The 17,427-nt window shown below is 71.4% G+C and carries 16 protein-coding genes and 1 rRNA gene; 14 read left to right on the top strand and 3 right to left on the bottom strand.

Annotated elements, in window-relative coordinates; all coding sequences use genetic code 11:
• From rrf to ACFY4A_RS31370, 9 genes are all read left to right on the top strand, one after another.
• Positions 1-84, top strand: a 5S ribosomal RNA gene (rrf, locus tag ACFY4A_RS31410); the annotation flags it as partial.
• A gap of 92 nt (positions 85-176) precedes the next feature.
• Positions 177-821, top strand: a complete 645-nt coding sequence (locus ACFY4A_RS31405; protein ID WP_390832707.1) for an HAD family hydrolase — start codon at positions 177-179, stop codon at positions 819-821.
• 337 nt (positions 822-1,158) lie between these two features.
• Positions 1,159-2,388 (top strand): MFS transporter, encoded by a 1,230-nt coding sequence (locus tag ACFY4A_RS31400; RefSeq protein WP_390832706.1) that lies wholly within the window; start codon positions 1,159-1,161, stop codon positions 2,386-2,388.
• Positions 2,339-3,511, top strand: coding sequence for an acetoin utilization protein AcuC (locus ACFY4A_RS31395; RefSeq protein ID WP_390832705.1), 1,173 nt, complete (start codon positions 2,339-2,341; stop codon positions 3,509-3,511). Before ACFY4A_RS31400 ends, ACFY4A_RS31395 begins: the two co-directional genes overlap by 50 nt.
• 91 nt (positions 3,512-3,602) lie before the next feature.
• Positions 3,603-4,418: a phosphatase gene (locus tag ACFY4A_RS31390; protein WP_390832704.1), complete on the top strand. Its 816-nt coding sequence runs from the start codon at positions 3,603-3,605 to the stop codon at positions 4,416-4,418.
• A gap of 129 nt (positions 4,419-4,547) precedes the next feature.
• Positions 4,548-4,760 carry a helix-turn-helix domain-containing protein gene (locus tag ACFY4A_RS31385; protein ID WP_004984898.1) on the top strand — a complete coding sequence of 71 codons (213 nt, stop codon included), beginning with the start codon at positions 4,548-4,550 and terminating at the stop codon, positions 4,758-4,760.
• A 164-nt stretch (positions 4,761-4,924) separates the two neighbouring features.
• Entirely contained in the window at positions 4,925-5,023 is a 99-nt protein-coding gene (locus tag ACFY4A_RS31380; protein ID WP_003948845.1) for a 30S ribosomal protein bS22, read from the top strand.
• Between the two features lie 242 nt (positions 5,024-5,265).
• Positions 5,266-6,327, top strand: a complete 1,062-nt coding sequence (locus ACFY4A_RS31375; protein ID WP_390832703.1) for an NAD-dependent epimerase/dehydratase family protein — start codon at positions 5,266-5,268, stop codon at positions 6,325-6,327.
• Positions 6,328-6,340: 13 nt separating this feature from the next.
• Positions 6,341-7,402 carry a lysophospholipid acyltransferase family protein gene (locus ACFY4A_RS31370; protein WP_390832702.1) on the top strand — a complete coding sequence of 354 codons (1,062 nt, stop codon included), beginning with the start codon at positions 6,341-6,343 and terminating at the stop codon, positions 7,400-7,402.
• A gap of 70 nt (positions 7,403-7,472) precedes the next feature.
• Here ACFY4A_RS31370 and ACFY4A_RS31365 read toward each other — a convergent pair whose 3' ends face one another.
• The 3 genes from ACFY4A_RS31365 to ACFY4A_RS31355 form a co-directional block, all read right to left on the bottom strand.
• Positions 7,473-8,705: a DUF5667 domain-containing protein gene (locus ACFY4A_RS31365; RefSeq protein WP_390832701.1), complete on the bottom strand. Its 1,233-nt coding sequence runs from the start codon at positions 8,703-8,705 to the stop codon at positions 7,473-7,475.
• 233 nt (positions 8,706-8,938) lie between these two features.
• Positions 8,939-9,763 carry an ECF subfamily RNA polymerase sigma factor, BldN family gene (locus ACFY4A_RS31360; RefSeq protein WP_390832700.1) on the bottom strand — a complete coding sequence of 275 codons (825 nt, stop codon included), beginning with the start codon at positions 9,761-9,763 and terminating at the stop codon, positions 8,939-8,941.
• A 473-nt stretch (positions 9,764-10,236) separates the two neighbouring features.
• On the bottom strand, positions 10,237-11,163 hold the full coding sequence (locus ACFY4A_RS31355; RefSeq protein ID WP_390832699.1) for an HAD family hydrolase: 927 nt from the start codon (positions 11,161-11,163) through the stop codon (positions 10,237-10,239).
• 125 nt (positions 11,164-11,288) lie between these two features.
• Here ACFY4A_RS31355 and ACFY4A_RS31350 point away from each other — a divergent pair, with 125 nt between their 5' ends.
• From ACFY4A_RS31350 to ACFY4A_RS31330, 5 genes are all read left to right on the top strand, one after another.
• The gene (locus tag ACFY4A_RS31350) at positions 11,289-11,573 is read left to right on the top strand and encodes a glutaredoxin family protein (RefSeq protein ID WP_390832698.1); all 285 of its coding nucleotides are present in this window, start codon (positions 11,289-11,291) and stop codon (positions 11,571-11,573) included.
• A gap of 298 nt (positions 11,574-11,871) precedes the next feature.
• A complete protein-coding gene (locus ACFY4A_RS31345; RefSeq protein WP_390832697.1) occupies positions 11,872-12,636 on the top strand; it encodes a redox-sensing transcriptional repressor Rex in 765 nt (254 codons plus the stop codon).
• Positions 12,633-14,444, top strand: coding sequence for a glutamyl-tRNA reductase (locus tag ACFY4A_RS31340; RefSeq protein ID WP_390832696.1), 1,812 nt, complete (start codon positions 12,633-12,635; stop codon positions 14,442-14,444). The genes ACFY4A_RS31345 and ACFY4A_RS31340 overlap by 4 nt, the downstream gene beginning before the upstream one ends.
• On the top strand, positions 14,441-15,400 hold the full coding sequence (gene hemC, locus ACFY4A_RS31335; protein WP_390832695.1) for a hydroxymethylbilane synthase: 960 nt from the start codon (positions 14,441-14,443) through the stop codon (positions 15,398-15,400). The genes ACFY4A_RS31340 and hemC overlap by 4 nt, the downstream gene beginning before the upstream one ends.
• Positions 15,397-17,103, top strand: a complete 1,707-nt coding sequence (locus ACFY4A_RS31330) for a uroporphyrinogen-III synthase (RefSeq protein WP_390832694.1) — start codon at positions 15,397-15,399, stop codon at positions 17,101-17,103. The genes hemC and ACFY4A_RS31330 overlap by 4 nt, the downstream gene beginning before the upstream one ends.
• Positions 17,104-17,427 lie beyond the last annotated feature (324 nt).

The following is a 17,427-nucleotide window of genomic DNA, read 5'->3' as shown; positions in this document are numbered from 1 at the left end:
TACATTCCGAACCCGGAAGCTAAGCCTTACAGCGCCGATGGTACTGCAGGGGGGACCCTGTGGGAGAGTAGGACGCCGCCGAACAAATTGTGAGAAAACCCCCGTGCCATTCGGCACGGGGGTTTTCTGCGTTTACGGCCGGTCGGCCAGGTCGGCACTCGCCTAGGCTCGTACTCATGCGCTACGACCTCGTCATCTTCGACAACGACGGCGTCCTCGTCGACAGTGAGCCCATCTCCAACCGGCTCCTCGCCGCCTACCTCACCGAGCTGGGGCACCCCACCTCGTACGAGGACTCCATCCGTGACTACATGGGGTCGGCGATGCACCGGATCCACGACCTCGTCCTGGAGCGGACGGGGAAGCGGCTGCCGGACGACTTCGACGATGTCTTCCACGCCCGTGTCTTCGCGGCGTTCCAGCGGGAGTTGAAGCCGGTGGCCGGTGCCGCCGACGTACTGGAGAAGCTGACGGTGGACGGGACGCCGCACTGTGTCGCGTCCTCGGGGAGTCATGAGCGGATCCGGGTGGGGCACCGGACGACCGGCCTGGACCGGTGGTTCGACGAGGAGCGGATCTTCAGTTCGCAGGACGTGGGCCGGGGCAAGCCGGCGCCGGACCTGTTCCTCCACGCGGCCGACCGGATGGGAGTGGCCCCGGAGCGGTGCGTCGTCGTAGAGGACTCCCCGCTGGGTGTGCGGGCCGCCGTCGCGGCCGGGATGGACGTCTACGGGTTCACGGCGATGACCCCGGCCGCGAACCTCGCGGATGCCACTCAACTCTTCTCGCGCATGGAGGAGTTGGCGGACATGCTGACATGACGCCGGCCACCGCCGCGGTACTGACAATTGTCATGCGGAGTTCCGGACGATCGTTTCTACTGGCGGACCCCCTTCACCCGCGAAGCCTTGAGCATGACGACGAACACGATGCGCGTCGAACCTCGCCCCCTGCTCATGGATGTGGCGGTGCCGGTCGGCGGGTACTACCTGCTCAAGAACGGGTTCGGGATGAGCACGCTGGCGGCCCTGGAGCGGAGCAGTGCTCCCGCCACGGTCCAGAAGTCCCCGAAGGGCCTCGCCCTTGCCCCAAAGCTGAGCAGAATTCATCTTTCACCGGACCTACCCACAGGTAGCCCAGGGTCCTACGCTCGCCGCCATGACAGATGTGCTGCGGCGCGGTAGGGCCTCTCTGGCGTTCAGCTTCTTCGCGCAGGGCGTCGCCTTCGCTCTTCTCGTGACGCGCATCCCGGCCGTCCAGGGCCGGTTCGGGGTCTCCGACGCGCTGCTGCCGGTCTTCCTGGCCGCCGTGCCGGTCCTCGCCGGTATCGGCAGCACGACCACCGAACAGCTGGTGAAACGCCTCCGGCCCAGCCGGCTGCTGCGCTGGTCCCAGCCCGTCGTCCTCCTGTCCCTGCTCGGTGTCGGGGCGGGCGACCGGGTCGCCGAACTGGCCGTCGCGCTGGCCGCGTTCGGGCTGGCCGTCGGCGTGCTGGACGCCTCGATGAACATGCTCGGGGTGAGCCTGCAACGGACGTACGGCCGCAGCATCATGCTCGGCTTCCACGCCGTCTACAGCCTCGGCGGGATCGTGGGTGCCTCGCTGGCCTGGGCCGGGGCGCACTGGCACCTGGCGCTGTGGGTGTCGTACCTGCCGGTGGTGGCGGTGCTGCTGCCGGGCGTCCTCGTGGGCAGCCGGTGGTACGTCGACGCCGACTCCGCCGCCGCACCGGACAAGGCCGGCGGGGAGGCCGGCGGGGAAGGCGGTGGGACGGTCGTGTTCCGGCTGCTGCTGCCGCTGTGTCTGGTGATGACCTTCGCGTACATCGGGGACTCGACCGTCTCCAACTGGAGTGCGAAGTACCTCCAGGACACGCTGGGCGGCTCCGAACAGCTGGCGACGGTGCCGTACAACGTCTACATGGTCACCACGCTGCTGGGGCGGGCCATCGGGGACACCGGGGTACGGCGGTTCGGTGCCGTGGCCGTCGTACGGGTGGGCGCGCTGGTGGCGGCGCTGGGGTTCGCGGTGGTCGCCGTGGCGCCCGGCCCCTGGGTGGGCATGCTCGGGTTCACGCTGCTGGGGCTGGGTCTGTGCGTGCTGGTGCCGCAGACCTTCGCCGCGGCCGGGCGCCTGTTCCCGGGTGCGTCGGACAAGGCCGTCGCACGGCTCAACATCTTCAACTACGTGGGTTTCCTGGTCGGCTCCCCGCTGGTGGGCGCGCTGGGCGACGCGTGGAGCTACCGCGGGGCGATGCTGGTGCCCATGGCGTTGGTGCTGGTGACGTCGGTGTGCGCCGGGTCGTTCGCGCCGCGACCCGACCGATACGGTGGCGGTCATGAGCGGCCGCGCACAGCTGATGTGGGACGAGGCAGTAACGGGCTATGACTTCGGCCGGGACCACCCGATGGACCCGGTCCGCCTCGTCCTGACCCGGAAACTGGTCGACGCGCTCGGGCTCGACCGGGAGGCGCGGCTGGTGGCGGCCAGGCCGGCCGGTGAGTCGACGCTGCGGCTGGTCCACCGGGAGGACTACATCGCCGCGGTGAAGGCCGCGTCGGCGGATCCGGGAGCGGCGGACGGGACGTACGGGCTGGGGACGCTGGACGATCCGGCGTTCGCCGGTATGCACGAGGTGTCCGCGCTGATCGCGGGGCAGTCGGTGGCGGCGGCGGAGGCCGTGTGGCGCGGGGATGCGCTGCACGCGGTGAACTTCGCGGGCGGGCTGCACCACGCGATGCCGGGCTCCGCGTCGGGCTTCTGCGTCTACAACGACGCCGCGTTGGCGATCGCGCGACTGCTGGAGCTGGGTGCCGAGCGGGTCGTGTACGTCGACACCGACGTGCACCACGGGGACGGGGTGCAGACCGCGTTCTGGGAGGACCCGCGGGTGCTGACGATCTCGCTGCACGAGCATCCCCGGACGCTGTTCCCGCAGACGGGATGGCCGCAGGAGACCGGGGCGCCGTCCGCCGAGGGATCGGCCGTGAACGTGGCGCTGCCGGCGGGGACCGGGGACGCCGGGTGGCTGCGGGCGTTCCACGCGGTGGTGCCGGAACTGGTCGCCGACTTCCGTCCGCAGGTGCTGGTCACCCAGCACGGGGCCGACACGCACTTCGAGGATCCGCTGGCGCATCTGGCGGTGTCACTCGACGCGCAGCGGGCGGTGCAGATGGCGTGCCATGAGCTGGCCCACGAGCACGCCGGCGGACGGTGGGTCGCGCTGGGCGGTGGCGGATACGCGGTGGTGGAGGTCGTCCCACGGTCGTGGACGCATCTGGTGGGGATCGCGGCGGGGCGGCCGGTGGAGCCGGAGACGGTGATTCCGGAGAGCTGGCGGCAGGCGGTGTACGCGCGGACACGGCAGTTGGGCCCGATGCGGATGACCGATGGGCGGTGGCCGGTGTCCTGGGCGGACTGGGAGGCGGGGTACGACCCGGCGGACCGGCTGGACCAGGCGATCCTGGCGACCCGGCGGGCGGTGTTCCCGCTGCGGGGCCTGCTGCCGTAGTGCCGGTGAGCGGGCCTTCGGATTAGGCCGACTGTGCGGTGTTCCCTGGTTCCCGGGACGTCCGCGGGGGTCGTGCGTCAGCATCGCTCGGGTGTTGAGCATCGCGGCGCTGCGCGCCCATCTGGTGAGGGCCCGTCTCGCCGGGTCGGTGACCACGACGCGGGAGGCCGGTCTGCGCAGCTATCGGCTGTTCGCGGCCCGGGACCCCCGGGTGCTGATCGGGATCGATCCCGAAGGGCCTTGGCAGCAGCGGGACTTGATCGAGCTGATGGCGCGGAGGTGTGGTGTTTCGGCCGATCCGCGGCACACCTTCGGCCCTGATGTCATCGACCCGGATCTGACGCTGGCCGCGCTGGACGCCTTCGCGGACCGGCTCGCTGCGGCGGCGCGGCGGGGTGCCCCCGTACTCCTCGGCACCGGGCATCCGCACCGGCTGCTCGGCTTCTACGCCGCGCTGGCGGACGCCCTGTCGGCGGCGGGGTGTACCGTCCTCACCCCCGCGCAGGGTCGCTGTGTCGACATAACGACCCGGTTCGGCCTACGCACGTGCCGCCTCGAGTATGTACGAGGAGTCGCCCTGGTCCGGCCGTCCGGCACCGAACGCTCCGGTTGTGAGCCCGGCGCGCACACGCATTCGCCGCTCCCGGTTCGGCTGGCGCTCGCGGCGGCGGCCGACGTCGGCGGCCCGCTGCCGGAACTGGTGATCGGGGATCACGGCTGGGTCTGTGGTGCAGGTCAGCTGGGGTTCGAGGCCATGGGGCCGGCCGACACCAACGACCCCGCGCCCTTCGTCGGGCAGGCGGAGGGGCACGTGTCCGTCGTCGTTCCACTTGATGACGGAGTGCGGCCCGCCTACTACCGTCCGCTGGCCCGCTACGTACTCAATCGAGCGTGTCTGTCACAGTAGGCCGCCGATGGGTGCACCTCTTCCCCACTTGCATCACCCGCCCCTAGTCTGGGGAGTGAGCACGCAGCGACGAAGAGTCACCGGAAGGGGAAGCCGGTGGCCGTCGAGTGCGGAAGGTTCAGGTGTGTCATGGCTGCAGCTGGCGAAAGGCCTCTGAACGAGGTTCAGTTCCTTACCGTGGCGGAAGTCGCCTCGGTCATGCGAGTGTCGAAGATGACCGTGTACCGCCTGGTGCACAGCGGTCATCTGCCCGCGATCCGGGTGGGGCGGTCATTCCGTGTCCCGGAGCAAGCGGTTCACGAGTACCTCCGCGAGAGCTACGTGGGGGTTGAAACCGCCTGACGGCGATCAGGAGGGATCCGTGAAGGACACTGCGGAACACTTCCGGATCCCTCCGGACACCTCGATTACGACCTCAGCCCTCGGGCGGGTAGGCTAGCCCCTCGTAGGTCGTGTGGGCCCATGGCGCCCAAACACCGAGTGATGAGAAGTGAGCGAGGGTAGTCGTGGGCTCTGTTATCAAGAAGCGGCGCAAGCGGATGGCCAAGAAGAAGCACCGCAAGCTGCTCAAGCGCACCCGCGTCCAGCGTCGCAACAAGAAGTAGGACGCCGGTCGCGCGAGGTACGCGCCAACGCGAAAGCGTGTCCGTGGCCCCCCACCGCATCCGGTGGGGGGTCGCGTGCGTCCTGGGCCGGCCGGCTGCCGGAGTGGGCCGATTTCGTTCGCACGTACGTACCTGCCGTCACGTCGCGCATCGAGCGCTCGTCGCAGCGCGACATCGACCCGATAGGTTGGCCGCACACGGGGAACCCGGCGGGAATCCAGGCGGGAAGGAGGGCGCTGATCTTGGGACAGGTCGTGCTCGTGACCGGAGTGGCCCGTCAGCTCGCGGGCCGGTTCGTGCGGCGCATTCAGCGTGACCCGCAGGTCGACCGGGTGGTCGCCGTGGACGCGGTCCCGCCCGAGCACCATCTGGGCGGCGCCGACTTCGTCCAGGCGGACATCCGGCAGCCCACGATCGCGCGGGTGCTCGCCGAGACGTCCGCCGACACGGTGGTGCACATGGACGTGACCGGCACCGCGCTGGGCAGCGGCAGCCGGGCCCTGGTCAAGGAGACCAACGTCATCGGCACCATGCAGCTGCTGGGCGCCTGCCAGAAGTCCCCGTCGGTCAAGCGGCTGGTGGTCAAGTCCAGCACCAACGTCTACGGCTCCGCGCCCCGGGACCCGGCGGTGTTCACCGAGACCACCCCGCCCAAGTCCCTGCCCAGCGGTGGCTTCGCGAAGGACACGGTCGAGGTCGAGGGGTACGTGCGGGGCTTCGCCAGGCGGCGGCCCGACGTCGCCGTGTGCGTGCTGAGGTTCGCCAACATCCTCGGTCCGACGGCGGACACCCCGCTCGCCTCGTACTTCTCGCTGCCGGTGCTGCCGACGGTGTTCGGCTACGACCCGCGGCTGCAGTTCGTGCACGAGGACGACGTGATCGAGGTGCTGCGGATCGCCTCCCACGAGCCGCGTCGCGCCACGCTCAACAGCGGCACGTTCAACATCGCCGGCGACGGCGTGCTGCTGCTCTCGCAGTGCTCCCGGCGGCTGGGACGTCCCACGGTGCCGCTGCTGCTGCCCGCGGTGACGTGGGCGGGCTCGCTGGTGCGTACGCTGGGAATGACGGACTTCTCACCCGAGCAGATCCGCTTGCTGACCCACGGCCGGGTCGTGGCGACGGACCAGATGCGCGAAACACTCGGCTTCGCACCCAAGTACACGACCGCGGAGACCTTCGCCGAATTCGCCCGCAGCCGCGGCCCCGGGCTGCTGCCGCCGGAGGCCCTCGCGGGGGCCGTCGACCGGATCGCCGCGCTGTCCCACCGGGGCAGTGGCCACCCCCAGACGCAGAGCGCCAACTGAGGAGCGCAGCACCATGGCGGACGCCAAGGTCATCCCGTTCGACGACGACCGGTCCCGTGGGAGCGCCGTACAGCGGCCGTCGCGGCGCCGGAGCACGGGGAGCCGCCGCACCGGCGCCGAGTCGGCCGCGGTCGGCGAGGTCCAGCCCCTGCCAGCCAGGGGGGCCGCGCAGGGCGGTGTCCCTGTGACCAGTGAGGAACAGCCGTCACAGCCGCCGAGCAGGCCGCCGGACGACGGCGGTCTGGAGCGGCGCATCGCGAGCAGTCTGGCGTTCCTGCGCCGCCGCCTCACCGGGGACTACGACGTCGACGACTTCGGCTACGACGCCGAACTCACCGACCAGCTCCTGATGTCCCTGCTCCGGCCCCTGTACGAGAAGTACTTCCGGGTCGATGTGAAGGGCGTCGGCAACATCCCCGCCGAGGGCGGCGCCCTGATCGTCGCCAACCACTCCGGCACGCTGCCGCTGGACGGGCTGATGATGCAGGTCGCCGTCCACGACCAGCATCCCGCGGGCCGGCATCTGCGCCTGCTCGCGGCCGACCTGGTGTTCGTGCTGCCGGTGGTCAACGAACTCGCCCGCAAGCTCGGCCACACCCTCGCCTGCACCGAGGACGCCGCGCGGCTGCTCGGGCAGGGCGAGCTGGTCGGGGTGATGCCGGAGGGCTTCAAGGGCATCGGCAAGCCGTTCAGCGAGCGCTACAAGCTGCAACGGTTCGGCCGCGGCGGCTTCGTGTCGACCGCGCTGCGCCAGGGCGTGCCGATCATCCCGTGCTCGATCGTCGGGGCCGAGGAGATCTACCCGATGATCGGCAACGCCAAGACCCTCGCGCGGCTGCTGGGCATCCCGTACTTCCCGCTGACGCCCACCTTCCCGTGGCTGGGTCCGCTGGGCGCGATCCCGCTGCCGACGAAGTGGACGATCCAGTTCGGCGAGCCCATTCCGACGGACGGGTATCCGCCGGAGGCCGCCGAGGATCCGATGCTGATGTTCAACCTGACCGACCAGGTCCGCGAACAGATCCAGCACACCCTCTACAAGCTGCTGGTGCAGCGCAGGTCGGTGTTCTTCTGACAGTGCCACGACGGCGGGGGCGCCCCTCGATGAGGGACGCCCCCGCCGTCCTGGGGCTGCTCGGCACCGCCTACTTCGCGTCCTCCGCGTTGATGCCGAGGCCCGGCAGCAGGCCCGGGAGGAGCGGCGGGATCGTCACGTCCGGGCCGCCGGCGGGCGGCTTGGTCGGGGACGGCGAGGCGCTGCCGCTGGGCTTCGGCGGGTCGAGCAGGCCGCCGGTGGAGCCGCCGAGCAGCCCGTCGTCCTCGCTGCCGGAGCCGGCCGACGCGCTGGGGTCGTCGCTGCCGGAGTGGGGGCTGCCGGAGGAGGCGTCGCCGCCGGTGCCGGGCTGGGCCGAGTGCCCGGCGCCGGGCGAACCGGCGGACGCCGTCGGCCGGGGGCCGTGCTGCTTGCCGTCGCCGCCCGGGGCGGAGGGCTGGGGGAGCATCGACTGCAGCGGGGCGACCTCGTCGTCTATGGCGTCGAACACCGACGACACCTGCTGACTGACGTCGCCGAGCTGCACCGGGAGCCGGTCGCGGAGCGCGCCCCAGGCCTCGCGGTGGGACCGCGAGAAGGTGGAGAGGGCCTGGATGGGACGCAGGGAGTCGGGGTCGCGTTCGTACGCTTCGTGCAGCAGGCGGTGGCCCTCGGTGGCGTCGTGCTGCACCCCGGACAGGGTGCGGCGGATCTCGCCGAGCGACTCGTGGTCGAGCTGGCCGCCGCGGCCGCGCTCCATCAGTCTGCGGGCCTCGCTCAACCGGGTCGAGGCCAGGTCGAGGTAGGCCTGGCCCTGCTCGTCGGCGCCGTCGGTCAGGTAGGTGAGCTTGAAGTCCTCGATGCCGCGCTTCAGGCCGTACAGCGAGTCACCGGGCAGGGCACTGGAGCTGGCGGCGGCCACTCCGCCGAAGGCTCCCGCGGCCACACCCACGCTGAGTCCGCCGGCGGCCAGCGACTTGCTCAGCCGCGTGCGCGGCCGCAGTTTCCCCAGGCCGCTCGCCCGGTGTGCGCCGCGCGCCCGTTGCCTGGGCACCGGTGGGTCACTCGCCTCGCCCGCCGCGGTGCTCTCCTGGAGCATGGCCTCCATCGCGGCCACCAGGCGGGCCCGCTGGACGACCTTGACCTCCGGGTCCAGCTCCGGCCGTGGCAGCGCGTCCAGACCGGTGGCCAGGGCCAGCATGCGGCCCTGTTCGGTCTGTTCCGCGGCAGCCGGGGCCGGTGCCGGTCCTTCGGCCTGTTCGGCCGCCGTGCCCCGGTCGGACAGCTCTTCCAGGGACTGGGCGAAGGCGTTCGCCCGCCGGTGCGCCGATACTTTCGCGATCACTGGCGGCACCTCCTCTCGTCATGACGGTCGACTCCCCGGGGATCCTGAGGGCGCACGTCCTCAGCCGATTCTTCCGATCGGTGATCAGGATTGGCCAGGGCGTGACCACAGGGAGCCTCTATCCCGCACAACGAGCGGCTCGGCGCTTGGGTTACGGACCCGGGCGCATCGGATCGAGAAGTCAACGCGACTCCACGGAGCGTGAGTTGAATGTCGCGGAGCGTGTGCGCGGCTCAGCGTGCGTCGTCCGGGAGAAGCCGGGCCAGGGTGCGCACGGCCCGGTACTGAAGGGTCTTGATGGCGCCCTCGTTCTTGCCCATCACACGGGCGGTCTCGGCGACGGACAGGCCCTGGAGGAAGCGGAGCATGACGCACTCCTGCTGCTGCGGGTTGAGCCGCCGTACGGCGTCCAGGAGGGCGGCGTTGGACAGGGACTCGAGGACGGAGTCCTCGGGTGAGCGCTCGACCTCGTTGGCGTCGAGCATCTCGCCGGTGGTGACCTCGAGCCGGAACCGGCTGGACTTGAAGTGGTCGGCGACGAGGTTGCGGGCGATGGTGACCAGCCAGGCGCCGAAGTCGCGGCCCTGCCAGGTGAAGGTCCCGATGCGGCGCAGGGCGCGCAGAAAGGTCTCGCTGGTGAGGTCCTCGGCCGTCGCCTTGCCGCCGACGCGGTAGTAGATGTACCGGTAGACGGTGTCGCTGTACTGGTCGTAGAGCAGTCCGAAGGCGTCGGCCTCGCCGGCCTGGGCGCGCTCGACGAGCTCCATCATCCGGGCGCTGTCGCTGTCCGCGGCCGGGCGGCGGACGGTGGCCGCCGCGGCCGAGCGTCCTCGTCTGCCGGCCGCCCGTCCGTCGCCCGTCCGTCGCCCCTCGACCACGGCGCTGCGAGTCGGCACCTGCTCCATGCCGTCGGCCAGCGCGTAGGCCGGACCTACCGGCGCGGCGGTGGCGAATGCGGGGCCGGCGTACGCGGTGGGGACGAGGCCGCGCAGCAGGTCCAGGACCGTTGCGCGGAGCGTAGCCAGGCCCGAGGCGTCAACCCCGACGTGTGGGTACACGGGACTCCCAGAGGCAGAGCTTCCATCACGTGCAGTGCGGAACCGTTCACCCGTCGTAGCGACGACGGGGTGCCGGTTTGCGTCTGAGGAGAATAACGCTTCGTGCAGGCCCTGCTACACCGAGTTGCTCAAATCATCGATTCCGTCGCTTCCGTAACCGATTGGCATGCGTTCAGACATCGCAGAGTGACCGTTTGCTGACCGATCTGTTCCGCCTTCGGTATAGGTCTGGGGCGCATCCTGGCGATGCACCGCCAAGTCGAATGGCCAGAACGGCATGGGCGTACGTTCGGTCAATTGCCCGCGCTTCCGGGTGCGCCGCACGACCGCGACCGGCGAGGGCCCGTGCCGCCACTGGGCGGCGCGGGCGGCACGGGGGTACGGACGGTGGCCGCCGGCGGCGCGGGTGGTGAGCGGCCGGTGGTGGCGGCCGGTGCTGAGTGGGGGCGGTGCGGGGCAGCGGTGCGCCGGTGTCAGCGGCGGCGGCGGTGCAGGGCGATGGCCGCCGCGGTGCCGCCGGCCACGGCGCCGACGCCGGCCGCCGCGGGGATGCCGACCTTGGCCGCCTTGCGGCCGGTGCGGTAGTCGCGCAGGCGCCAGTCCATCTCCCGGGCGTGGCGGCGGAGTTTGGCGTCGGGGTTGATGGCGTAGGGGTGGCCGACCAGGGACAGCATGGGGATGTCGTTGTGGGAGTCGCTGTAGGCGGCGCAGCGGGTCAGGTCCAGGGCCTCCGCCGCGGCCAGGGCGCGCACCGCCTCCGCCTTCGCCGGGCCGTGCAGCGGCTCGCCGACCAGGCGGCCGGTGTAGACGCCGTCGACGGACTCCGCCACCGTGCCCAGCGCGCCGGTCAGACCCAGGCGGCGGGCGATGACCTGCGCGATCTCCACCGGCGCGGCTGTGACCAACCACACCTTCTGACCGGCGTCCAGGTGGGCCTGGGCGAGCGCGCGCGTGCCCGGCCAGATCCGCTCGGCCATGTACTCGTCGTAGATCTCCTCGCCGATCGACTTCAGCTCGGCGACGCGGTGGCCCTTCACGATCGACAGCGCCGAGTCGCGCGCGTCCTGCATGTGCTCGGGGTCCTCCACCCCGGCCAGCCGGAACCACGCCTGCTGCCAGGCGAACTTGGCGAGGTCGCGCGTGTCGAAGAACTTCCGCTTGTACAGGCCCCGGCCGAAGTGGAACAGCGCGGCGCCCTGCATGACGGTGTTGTCCAGGTCGAAGAAGGCGGCGGCCCTTTCGTCCCCGTGCACCGGGAACTCCGACGCCTCCTGCGGGGACGGCGGGACGCCCGCTTCCTGCGAGGATTTGCGCGCTGCCTCCGCCGAGGCCTCGCCTGCCAACACGCTCCGCGCCGTGGCGGAGCGCCTACGGGAAGTGAGCCATCCGAGAGCGGCCATGGCGTGAGCATAGCCAGTTGGCCGGGTGGTTCCGGAGTCGAGAGGCTTCGCGGGCCGTGAACTCTTCGCGACGGCGTCGTTGCGGCGGTGCCGTCGAGGACGTCACGGCGCGTGCCGGAGCGACAATGGCCGACATGAGTCCCATCTTCCGCCGCAAGTCCCCCGGGCCCCAGGGGCGGCTCGTCACCCTCGTCCGCAAGCCGGGCTGCCACCTGTGCGACGACGCGCAGGCCGTCGTGGAGAAGGTCTGTGCCGACCTGGGCGCCGTCTGGGAGCAGAAGGACATCACCCAGGATCCGGAGCTGTACGAGCGGTACTGGGAGCAGATTCCGGTTGTACTCGTCGACGGTGAACAGCACACCTTCTGGCGGGTGAACGAGGCGCGACTGCGCAAGGCGCTCGCGGGCTGATCGAGACTGACCGAGGAGTACAAACTGGCCGGAAGTCGCCTAGGATCGATGGCGTCTTGGTCTCGGGGGCGGGGATCGTAGAGGAGAGTGTGCGGTTTTGCCCCCAACAAGAAAGGCGCAGTGGTGCGGATGTGCCGGTTCCAAACATCCGCGCCGGGGGTGCGTGACCCCGGTCACGTTGGCCGGGCAAATCGGACACCATCTTTGTGCACACGTTCACAAAGACATAGCCTGCTGTCGACGGGGCGGTCTGGGGACATATGACCGCCCGCAGCCCCGCTCTACCCGCAGGAGCACCGTGGCAACTGGCCGAACTCACCGACCGGCGACCCGTAGCCGAGGGATTCCCGAGGCCACCGTCGCCAGGCTTCCGCTGTACCTCCGAGCCCTGACCGCGCTGTCGGAGCGCTCGGTGCCCACGGTCTCCTCCGAGGAGCTCGCGGCCGCGGCGGGGGTCAATTCCGCCAAGCTGCGCAAGGACTTCTCCTACCTCGGCTCCTACGGGACCCGCGGGGTCGGCTACGACGTCGAGTATCTCGTGTACCAGATCTCCCGCGAACTCGGCCTCACCCAGGACTGGCCGGTTGTGATCGTCGGTATCGGCAACCTCGGCGCCGCCCTCGCCAACTACGGCGGCTTCGCCTCCCGCGGCTTCCGCGTCGCCGCGCTCATCGACGCCGACCCCGCGATGGCCGGCCGCCCCGTCGCCGGCATCCCGGTCCAGCACGCCGACGAGCTGGAGAAGATCATCCGGGACAACGGCGTCTCGATCGGCGTGATCTCGACCCCCGCGGGCGCCGCCCAGCAGGTCTGCGACCGGCTGGTGGCCGCCGGTGTCACCTCCATCCTGAACTTCGCGCCGACCGTGCTGTCCGTCCCGGACGGCGTCGACGTGCGCAAGGTCGACCTCTCCATCGAGCTTCAGATCCTCGCCTTCCACGAGCAGCGCAAAGCCGGTGAGGAGGCCGTCGCCGACCGCGCGCTCCCGCCCGCGGCCGCAGTCCGCGACGAGTCCACCGACCGGGGGCCGGACGGGGATGTCCCCGCCGTGATGCCGGCATGAGTCTTCTCGTCGTCGGACTGAGCCACCGCAGTGCCCCGGTCAGCCTCCTGGAGCGCGCCTCGCTGAGCGCGGACGGCCAGGACAAGCTGCTCCAGGACACGGTCGCCGCCGAGCCGGCCACCGAGGCCGCCGTGCTCGCCACCTGCAACCGCATCGAGCTGTACGCCGACGTGGACAAGTTCCACGCCGGTGTCGCCGAGCTGTCCACGCTGCTCGCCCAGCACAGCGGGGTCGGTCTTGAGGAGCTCACCCCGTACCTCTACGTGCACTACGAGGACCGGGCCGTCCACCATCTGTTCTCGGTGGCCTGCGGCCTGGACTCGATGGTCGTCGGCGAGGGCCAGATCCTCGGACAGATCAAGAACTCCCTGGCCCGCGCCCAGGACCTGCACACCGCCGGGCGTCTGCTGAACGACCTGTTCCAGCAGGCCCTGCGGGTCGGCAAGCGCGCCCACTCCGAGACCGGCATCGACCGCGCCGGGCAGTCCCTGGTCACCTTCGGCCTGCAGCAGCTGTCCGCGGGCGCGGACGTGCAGGCCTGGGCGCGCGGCAAGAAGGCCCTGGTCATCGGCGCCGGTTCGATGTCGTCGCTGGCCGCCGCCACGCTCGCCCGCGTCGGCGTCGGCGAGATAGTGATCGCCAACCGTACGTGGGACCGGGCCGAGCGCCTCGTCCAGATCCTCACCGAGGACGACGACACGGACGTGCTGGCCCGCGCGGTACCGATGGACGCGGTACCGCTCGAGCTGACACGTGCAGATGTCGCCGTCTCCTGCACCGGCGCGACGGGACTCGTCCTGACCGCCGAGACGGTCACCGCCGCGGTCGAGGGCCGTACCGGTACGCCCGTCACCGTGGCGCGGGCCGCCGAGGGAGGGCACGGCAGCGGCCGTACGGCGGTGCGGACGGACGTCCGCGAGACCCCCCTGCCGCCCGTGGGCACCACCGGTGCCGATGAGAACTGCCCGCTGGACCTCGCCGCGGCCGAGCCCGGCTTCTCCCTGATGGGCGAGTCCGCCGTGGCCGGCATGGACGCGGCCACCCTGGAGCAGCACGGCGCCTGGGTCGGTGGGGGTGCCTCCCTGCTCGAGCGGAGCCGAGAGCTTGGGGGAGGAGCCGCCGACCGCCGCGAGTCCGCGCGTGCCGAGGCCGACCCGGAGACCGACGCCGAGCTGATCACCGCGCTCGCCGCGACCGTGGCCAGCGCCGGCCGTGTCCCCGAGCACCGCAGGCCCGAGCCGGTCGCCGCCGCGCCGCGCCCCGAGCCGGCCCTCTTCGTGCTGGACCTCGCCATGCCGCGGGACGTCGACGCGGCCGTGCACCGGCTCGCCGGGGTGCGCCTGGTGGACATCGAGTCGCTCGCCGAGGCCTCCGCCGACGCTCCGATGGCCGCCGATGTCGACCAGGTCCGCCGTATCGTCTCCGACGAGGTCGCGGCCTTCGGGGCGGCCCTGCGGGCGGCGCACATCACGCCCACCGTCGTCGCGCTGCGCACCATGGCCGCCGACGTCGTGAGCAGCGAGATCGCCCGCCTGGAGGGGCGGCTGCCCGGTCTCGACGACAAGCACCGGGCGGAGATCACCCAGACCGTCCGGCGTGTCGTGGACAAGCTGCTGCACGCGCCGACGGTCAGGGTCAAGCAACTCGCGGCCGAGCCCGGCGGCGCCGGGTACGCGGACGCACTGCGCACCCTGTTCGACCTGGACCCCGAGACGGTCGCCTCCGTCTCCCGGGCCGACCGCGATTCCGACGACTCCGAGAAGCACGACGACTCCGAGAAGCACAGCAAGAACCGAGGGCCAGCATGACTGAGAAGGCACTGAGGCTCGGGACCAGGCGCAGCAAGCTCGCCATGGCCCAGTCCGGGTTGGTGGCGGACGCCGTGAGCCAGGTGACCGGACGGCCTGTCGAGCTCGTCCCGGTCACCACCTACGGCGACATCTCCCGTGAGCACCTCGCACAGATCGGCGGCACGGGTGTGTTCGTGGCCGCACTGCGCGAGGCCTTGCAGCGGGGCGAGGTGGACTTCGCGGTTCATTCGCTCAAGGACCTGCCCACCACGCAGCCGGAGGACCTGGTCCTGGCCGCCGTACCCGAGCGCGAGGACCCGCGCGACGTGCTCGTCGCCCGGGACGCGCTGAAGTTCACCGACCTGCCCCGCGGGGCGCGCATCGGTACGGGCTCGCCACGCCGCATGGCCCAGCTGAACGCGTACGCCCGCGCCCACGGCCTGGACATCGAGACGGTCCCGATCCGGGGCAACGTCGACACCCGCATCGGCTTCGTCAAGAACGGTGAGCTCGACGCGGTGGTACTCGCCGCCGCCGGGCTGAACCGGGTCGGCCGGAGCGAGGAGGTGACCGACTTCCTGTCGGTCGACACGATTCTGCCGGCCCCCGGCCAGGGGGCCCTGGCGGTCGAGTGCACCGCGGACAACGCGGAACTCGCCGCCGAGCTCGCCGAGCTCGACGACCCGCACACGCGGGCCGCCGTGACCGCCGAGCGGTCACTGCTCGCCGCCCTGGAGGCCGGTTGCAGCGCCCCGGTGGGCGCGCTGGCCGACCTGTTGGGCGACGGGCAGATTGTCAAGGAAATGCGCCTGCGGGGCGTCGTCGGCAGGCCCGACGGCTCCGCACTGGTGCAGCTGTCCACCACCGGTCCCGTGCCCCAGACGCACGACCAGGCGATGGCTCTCGGTCGCGAACTCGCCACCGAGATGCTCGCCCAGGGCGCGGCCGGTCTGATGGGGGAGCGAGCACAGTGAGCCCCACCACCCTTCCCGCCTGTCCCGAACACGGGCACGTCACCTTCCTCGGTGCCGGACCCGGAGATCCGGGACTGCTCACACTGCGCGCCGTGGAGGCGCTGGCCAACGCGGATGTCCTCGTCGCCGAGCACGAGGTGCTCGACGTCGTGCGCACGCACGCCAGGCAGGGCGTCGCCGTCGTGCACACGGACCCGGGTCCTTCGGCGGACTCGCATCCGGGCACGGGCACGCCCCAGCTCACGGTTGTTGACGGCACGTCAACAACCGCTGGGGTCCCCGCGGTGCGGGATGCCGCACATCTTGTCATGGAGGCCGCGCGGGGCGGCAGGCGGGTCGTCCGTGCGGTGTCGGGGGACCCGGGACTCGACACGTACGCCACGGAGGAGATGCTCGCCTGCGCCGCCGCGGGCGTCCCCTTCGAGGTCGTCCCCGGCATCGCGGCCGCCGTCGGCGTGCCCGCGTACGCCGGGGTGCCGCTGCGCGACGCCCGGGGCACCGACGTGCGGTTCGTCGACGCGCGTACGGCCTCGGAGCGCTGCTGGACCGAGGTCGGCGCCTCGGACGGCACGGTCGTGGTGTCGACCACGCTTGACTCGGTCGCCTCGGCGGCCGGCGAACTGGTCTCGGCGGGCCGCAAGCCCGACACCCCGCTGACGGTGACGGTCGCCGGTACGACCACTCGCCAGCGCACCTGGACGGCGACGCTCGGCACGATCGCGCAGACCCTGAAGCAGGCCAAGGTCCTGCCGTCCCCGGAGGGCGGGCGCCCGGTGATAGCCGTGGTCGGCGAGCGCAGCGCGACCGCCCAGCGCGACCAGTTGTCGTGGTTCGAGTCCAAGCCGCTGTTCGGGTGGAAGGTCCTCGTTCCGCGCACCAAGGAGCAGGCGGCCTCGCTCTCCGACCAACTGCGGTCCTACGGGGCCGTGCCGCACGAGGTCCCGACGATCGCCGTCGAGCCGCCGCGCACGCCCCAGCAGATGGAGCGCGCGGTGAAGGGCCTGGTGACCGGCCGCTACGAGTGGATCGCGTTCACCTCGGTCAACGCGGTGAAGGCGGTGCGGGAGAAGTTCGAGGAGTACGGGCTGGACGCCCGGGCCTTCGCCGGCATCAAGGTGGCCGCGGTCGGCGACCAGACGGCCAAGGCGCTGATCGCCTTCGGCGTGAAGCCGGATCTGGTGCCGAGCGGCGAGCAGTCGGCCGCGGGCCTGCTGGAGGACTGGCCGCCGTACGACCCGGTCTTCGACCCGATCGACCGTGTCTTCCTGCCCCGCGCGGACATCGCCACGGAGACCCTCGTGGCGGGCCTGATCGAACTGGGCTGGGAGGTCGACGACGTCACGGCCTACCGCACGGTCCGTGCCTCTCCGCCCCCGGCGGAGACCCGCGAGGCCATCAAGGGCGGCGGCTTCGACGCGGTGATGTTCACGTCGTCGTCGACGGTGCGGAACCTGGTCGGCATCGCGGGCAAGCCGCACAACGTGACGGTGATCGCCTGCATCGGCCCGGCCACGGCGAAGACCGCCGAGGAGCACGGCCTGCGGGTGGACGTGATGGCCCCCGAGCCGTCCGTCCACAAGCTGGCCGAGGCCCTGGCCGACTTCGGCGCGAGGCGCCGCCTGGCGGCCCTGGAGGCCGGCGACCCGGTGACGCGACCGAGCGAACGCCGTCCGGGGGCGCGGAGGCGTCGTTCGTCGACGTGACGCCCCGGCGAGGTCTGCCTGGCTCAGGACGAACGCCCCGCTGTCCCGTACGGGACAGCGGGGCGTTCGCTTGGCAGCGCAGGGCTTCGTCCCTCGGGCCTCAGCCCTGCTGCGGGTGCCCGATGACCTCCTGCCCGATCTGCTCGGCGAGCCACTGTGAGGCTGCGCGGATGAACCGCGTGCGAGTTCGGACCGCACGATGGAGAAGAGTACGCCGTACAGCGGCCCGGTCGATGGGGTGGATCCCGTAGATTCGGCCCCTGGTACTGCAGGGACCATCCGGGAGGGGAGCCGCGAGGGTGCGAGCAGCCTTGCTGAAAGTTA

The organism is Streptomyces sp. NPDC001292 (genome assembly GCF_042896465.1).
Classification (GTDB): domain Bacteria; phylum Actinomycetota; class Actinomycetes; order Streptomycetales; family Streptomycetaceae; genus Streptomyces.
Note: the sequence above shows the minus strand (reverse complement) of the source record. Positions and strands in the feature narration are given on the sequence as shown.

Coding starts and splice junctions, on each gene's coding strand:
- ACFY4A_RS31355 (WP_390832699.1), bottom strand. CDS start 11,163: ATGGCCGCTCTCGGATGGCTCACTTCCCGTAGGCGCTCCGCCACGGCG.
- ACFY4A_RS31395 (WP_390832705.1), top strand. CDS start 2,339: ATGAGCGGCCGCGCACAGCTGATGTGGGACGAGGCAGTAACGGGCTAT.
- ACFY4A_RS31370 (WP_390832702.1), top strand. CDS start 6,341: ATGGCGGACGCCAAGGTCATCCCGTTCGACGACGACCGGTCCCGTGGG.
- ACFY4A_RS31400 (WP_390832706.1), top strand. CDS start 1,159: ATGACAGATGTGCTGCGGCGCGGTAGGGCCTCTCTGGCGTTCAGCTTC.
- ACFY4A_RS31340 (WP_390832696.1), top strand. CDS start 12,633: ATGAGTCTTCTCGTCGTCGGACTGAGCCACCGCAGTGCCCCGGTCAGC.
- ACFY4A_RS31385 (WP_004984898.1), top strand. CDS start 4,548: ATGGCTGCAGCTGGCGAAAGGCCTCTGAACGAGGTTCAGTTCCTTACC.
- ACFY4A_RS31350 (WP_390832698.1), top strand. CDS start 11,289: ATGGCCGACATGAGTCCCATCTTCCGCCGCAAGTCCCCCGGGCCCCAG.
- hemC (WP_390832695.1), top strand. CDS start 14,441: ATGACTGAGAAGGCACTGAGGCTCGGGACCAGGCGCAGCAAGCTCGCC.
- ACFY4A_RS31405 (WP_390832707.1), top strand. CDS start 177: ATGCGCTACGACCTCGTCATCTTCGACAACGACGGCGTCCTCGTCGAC.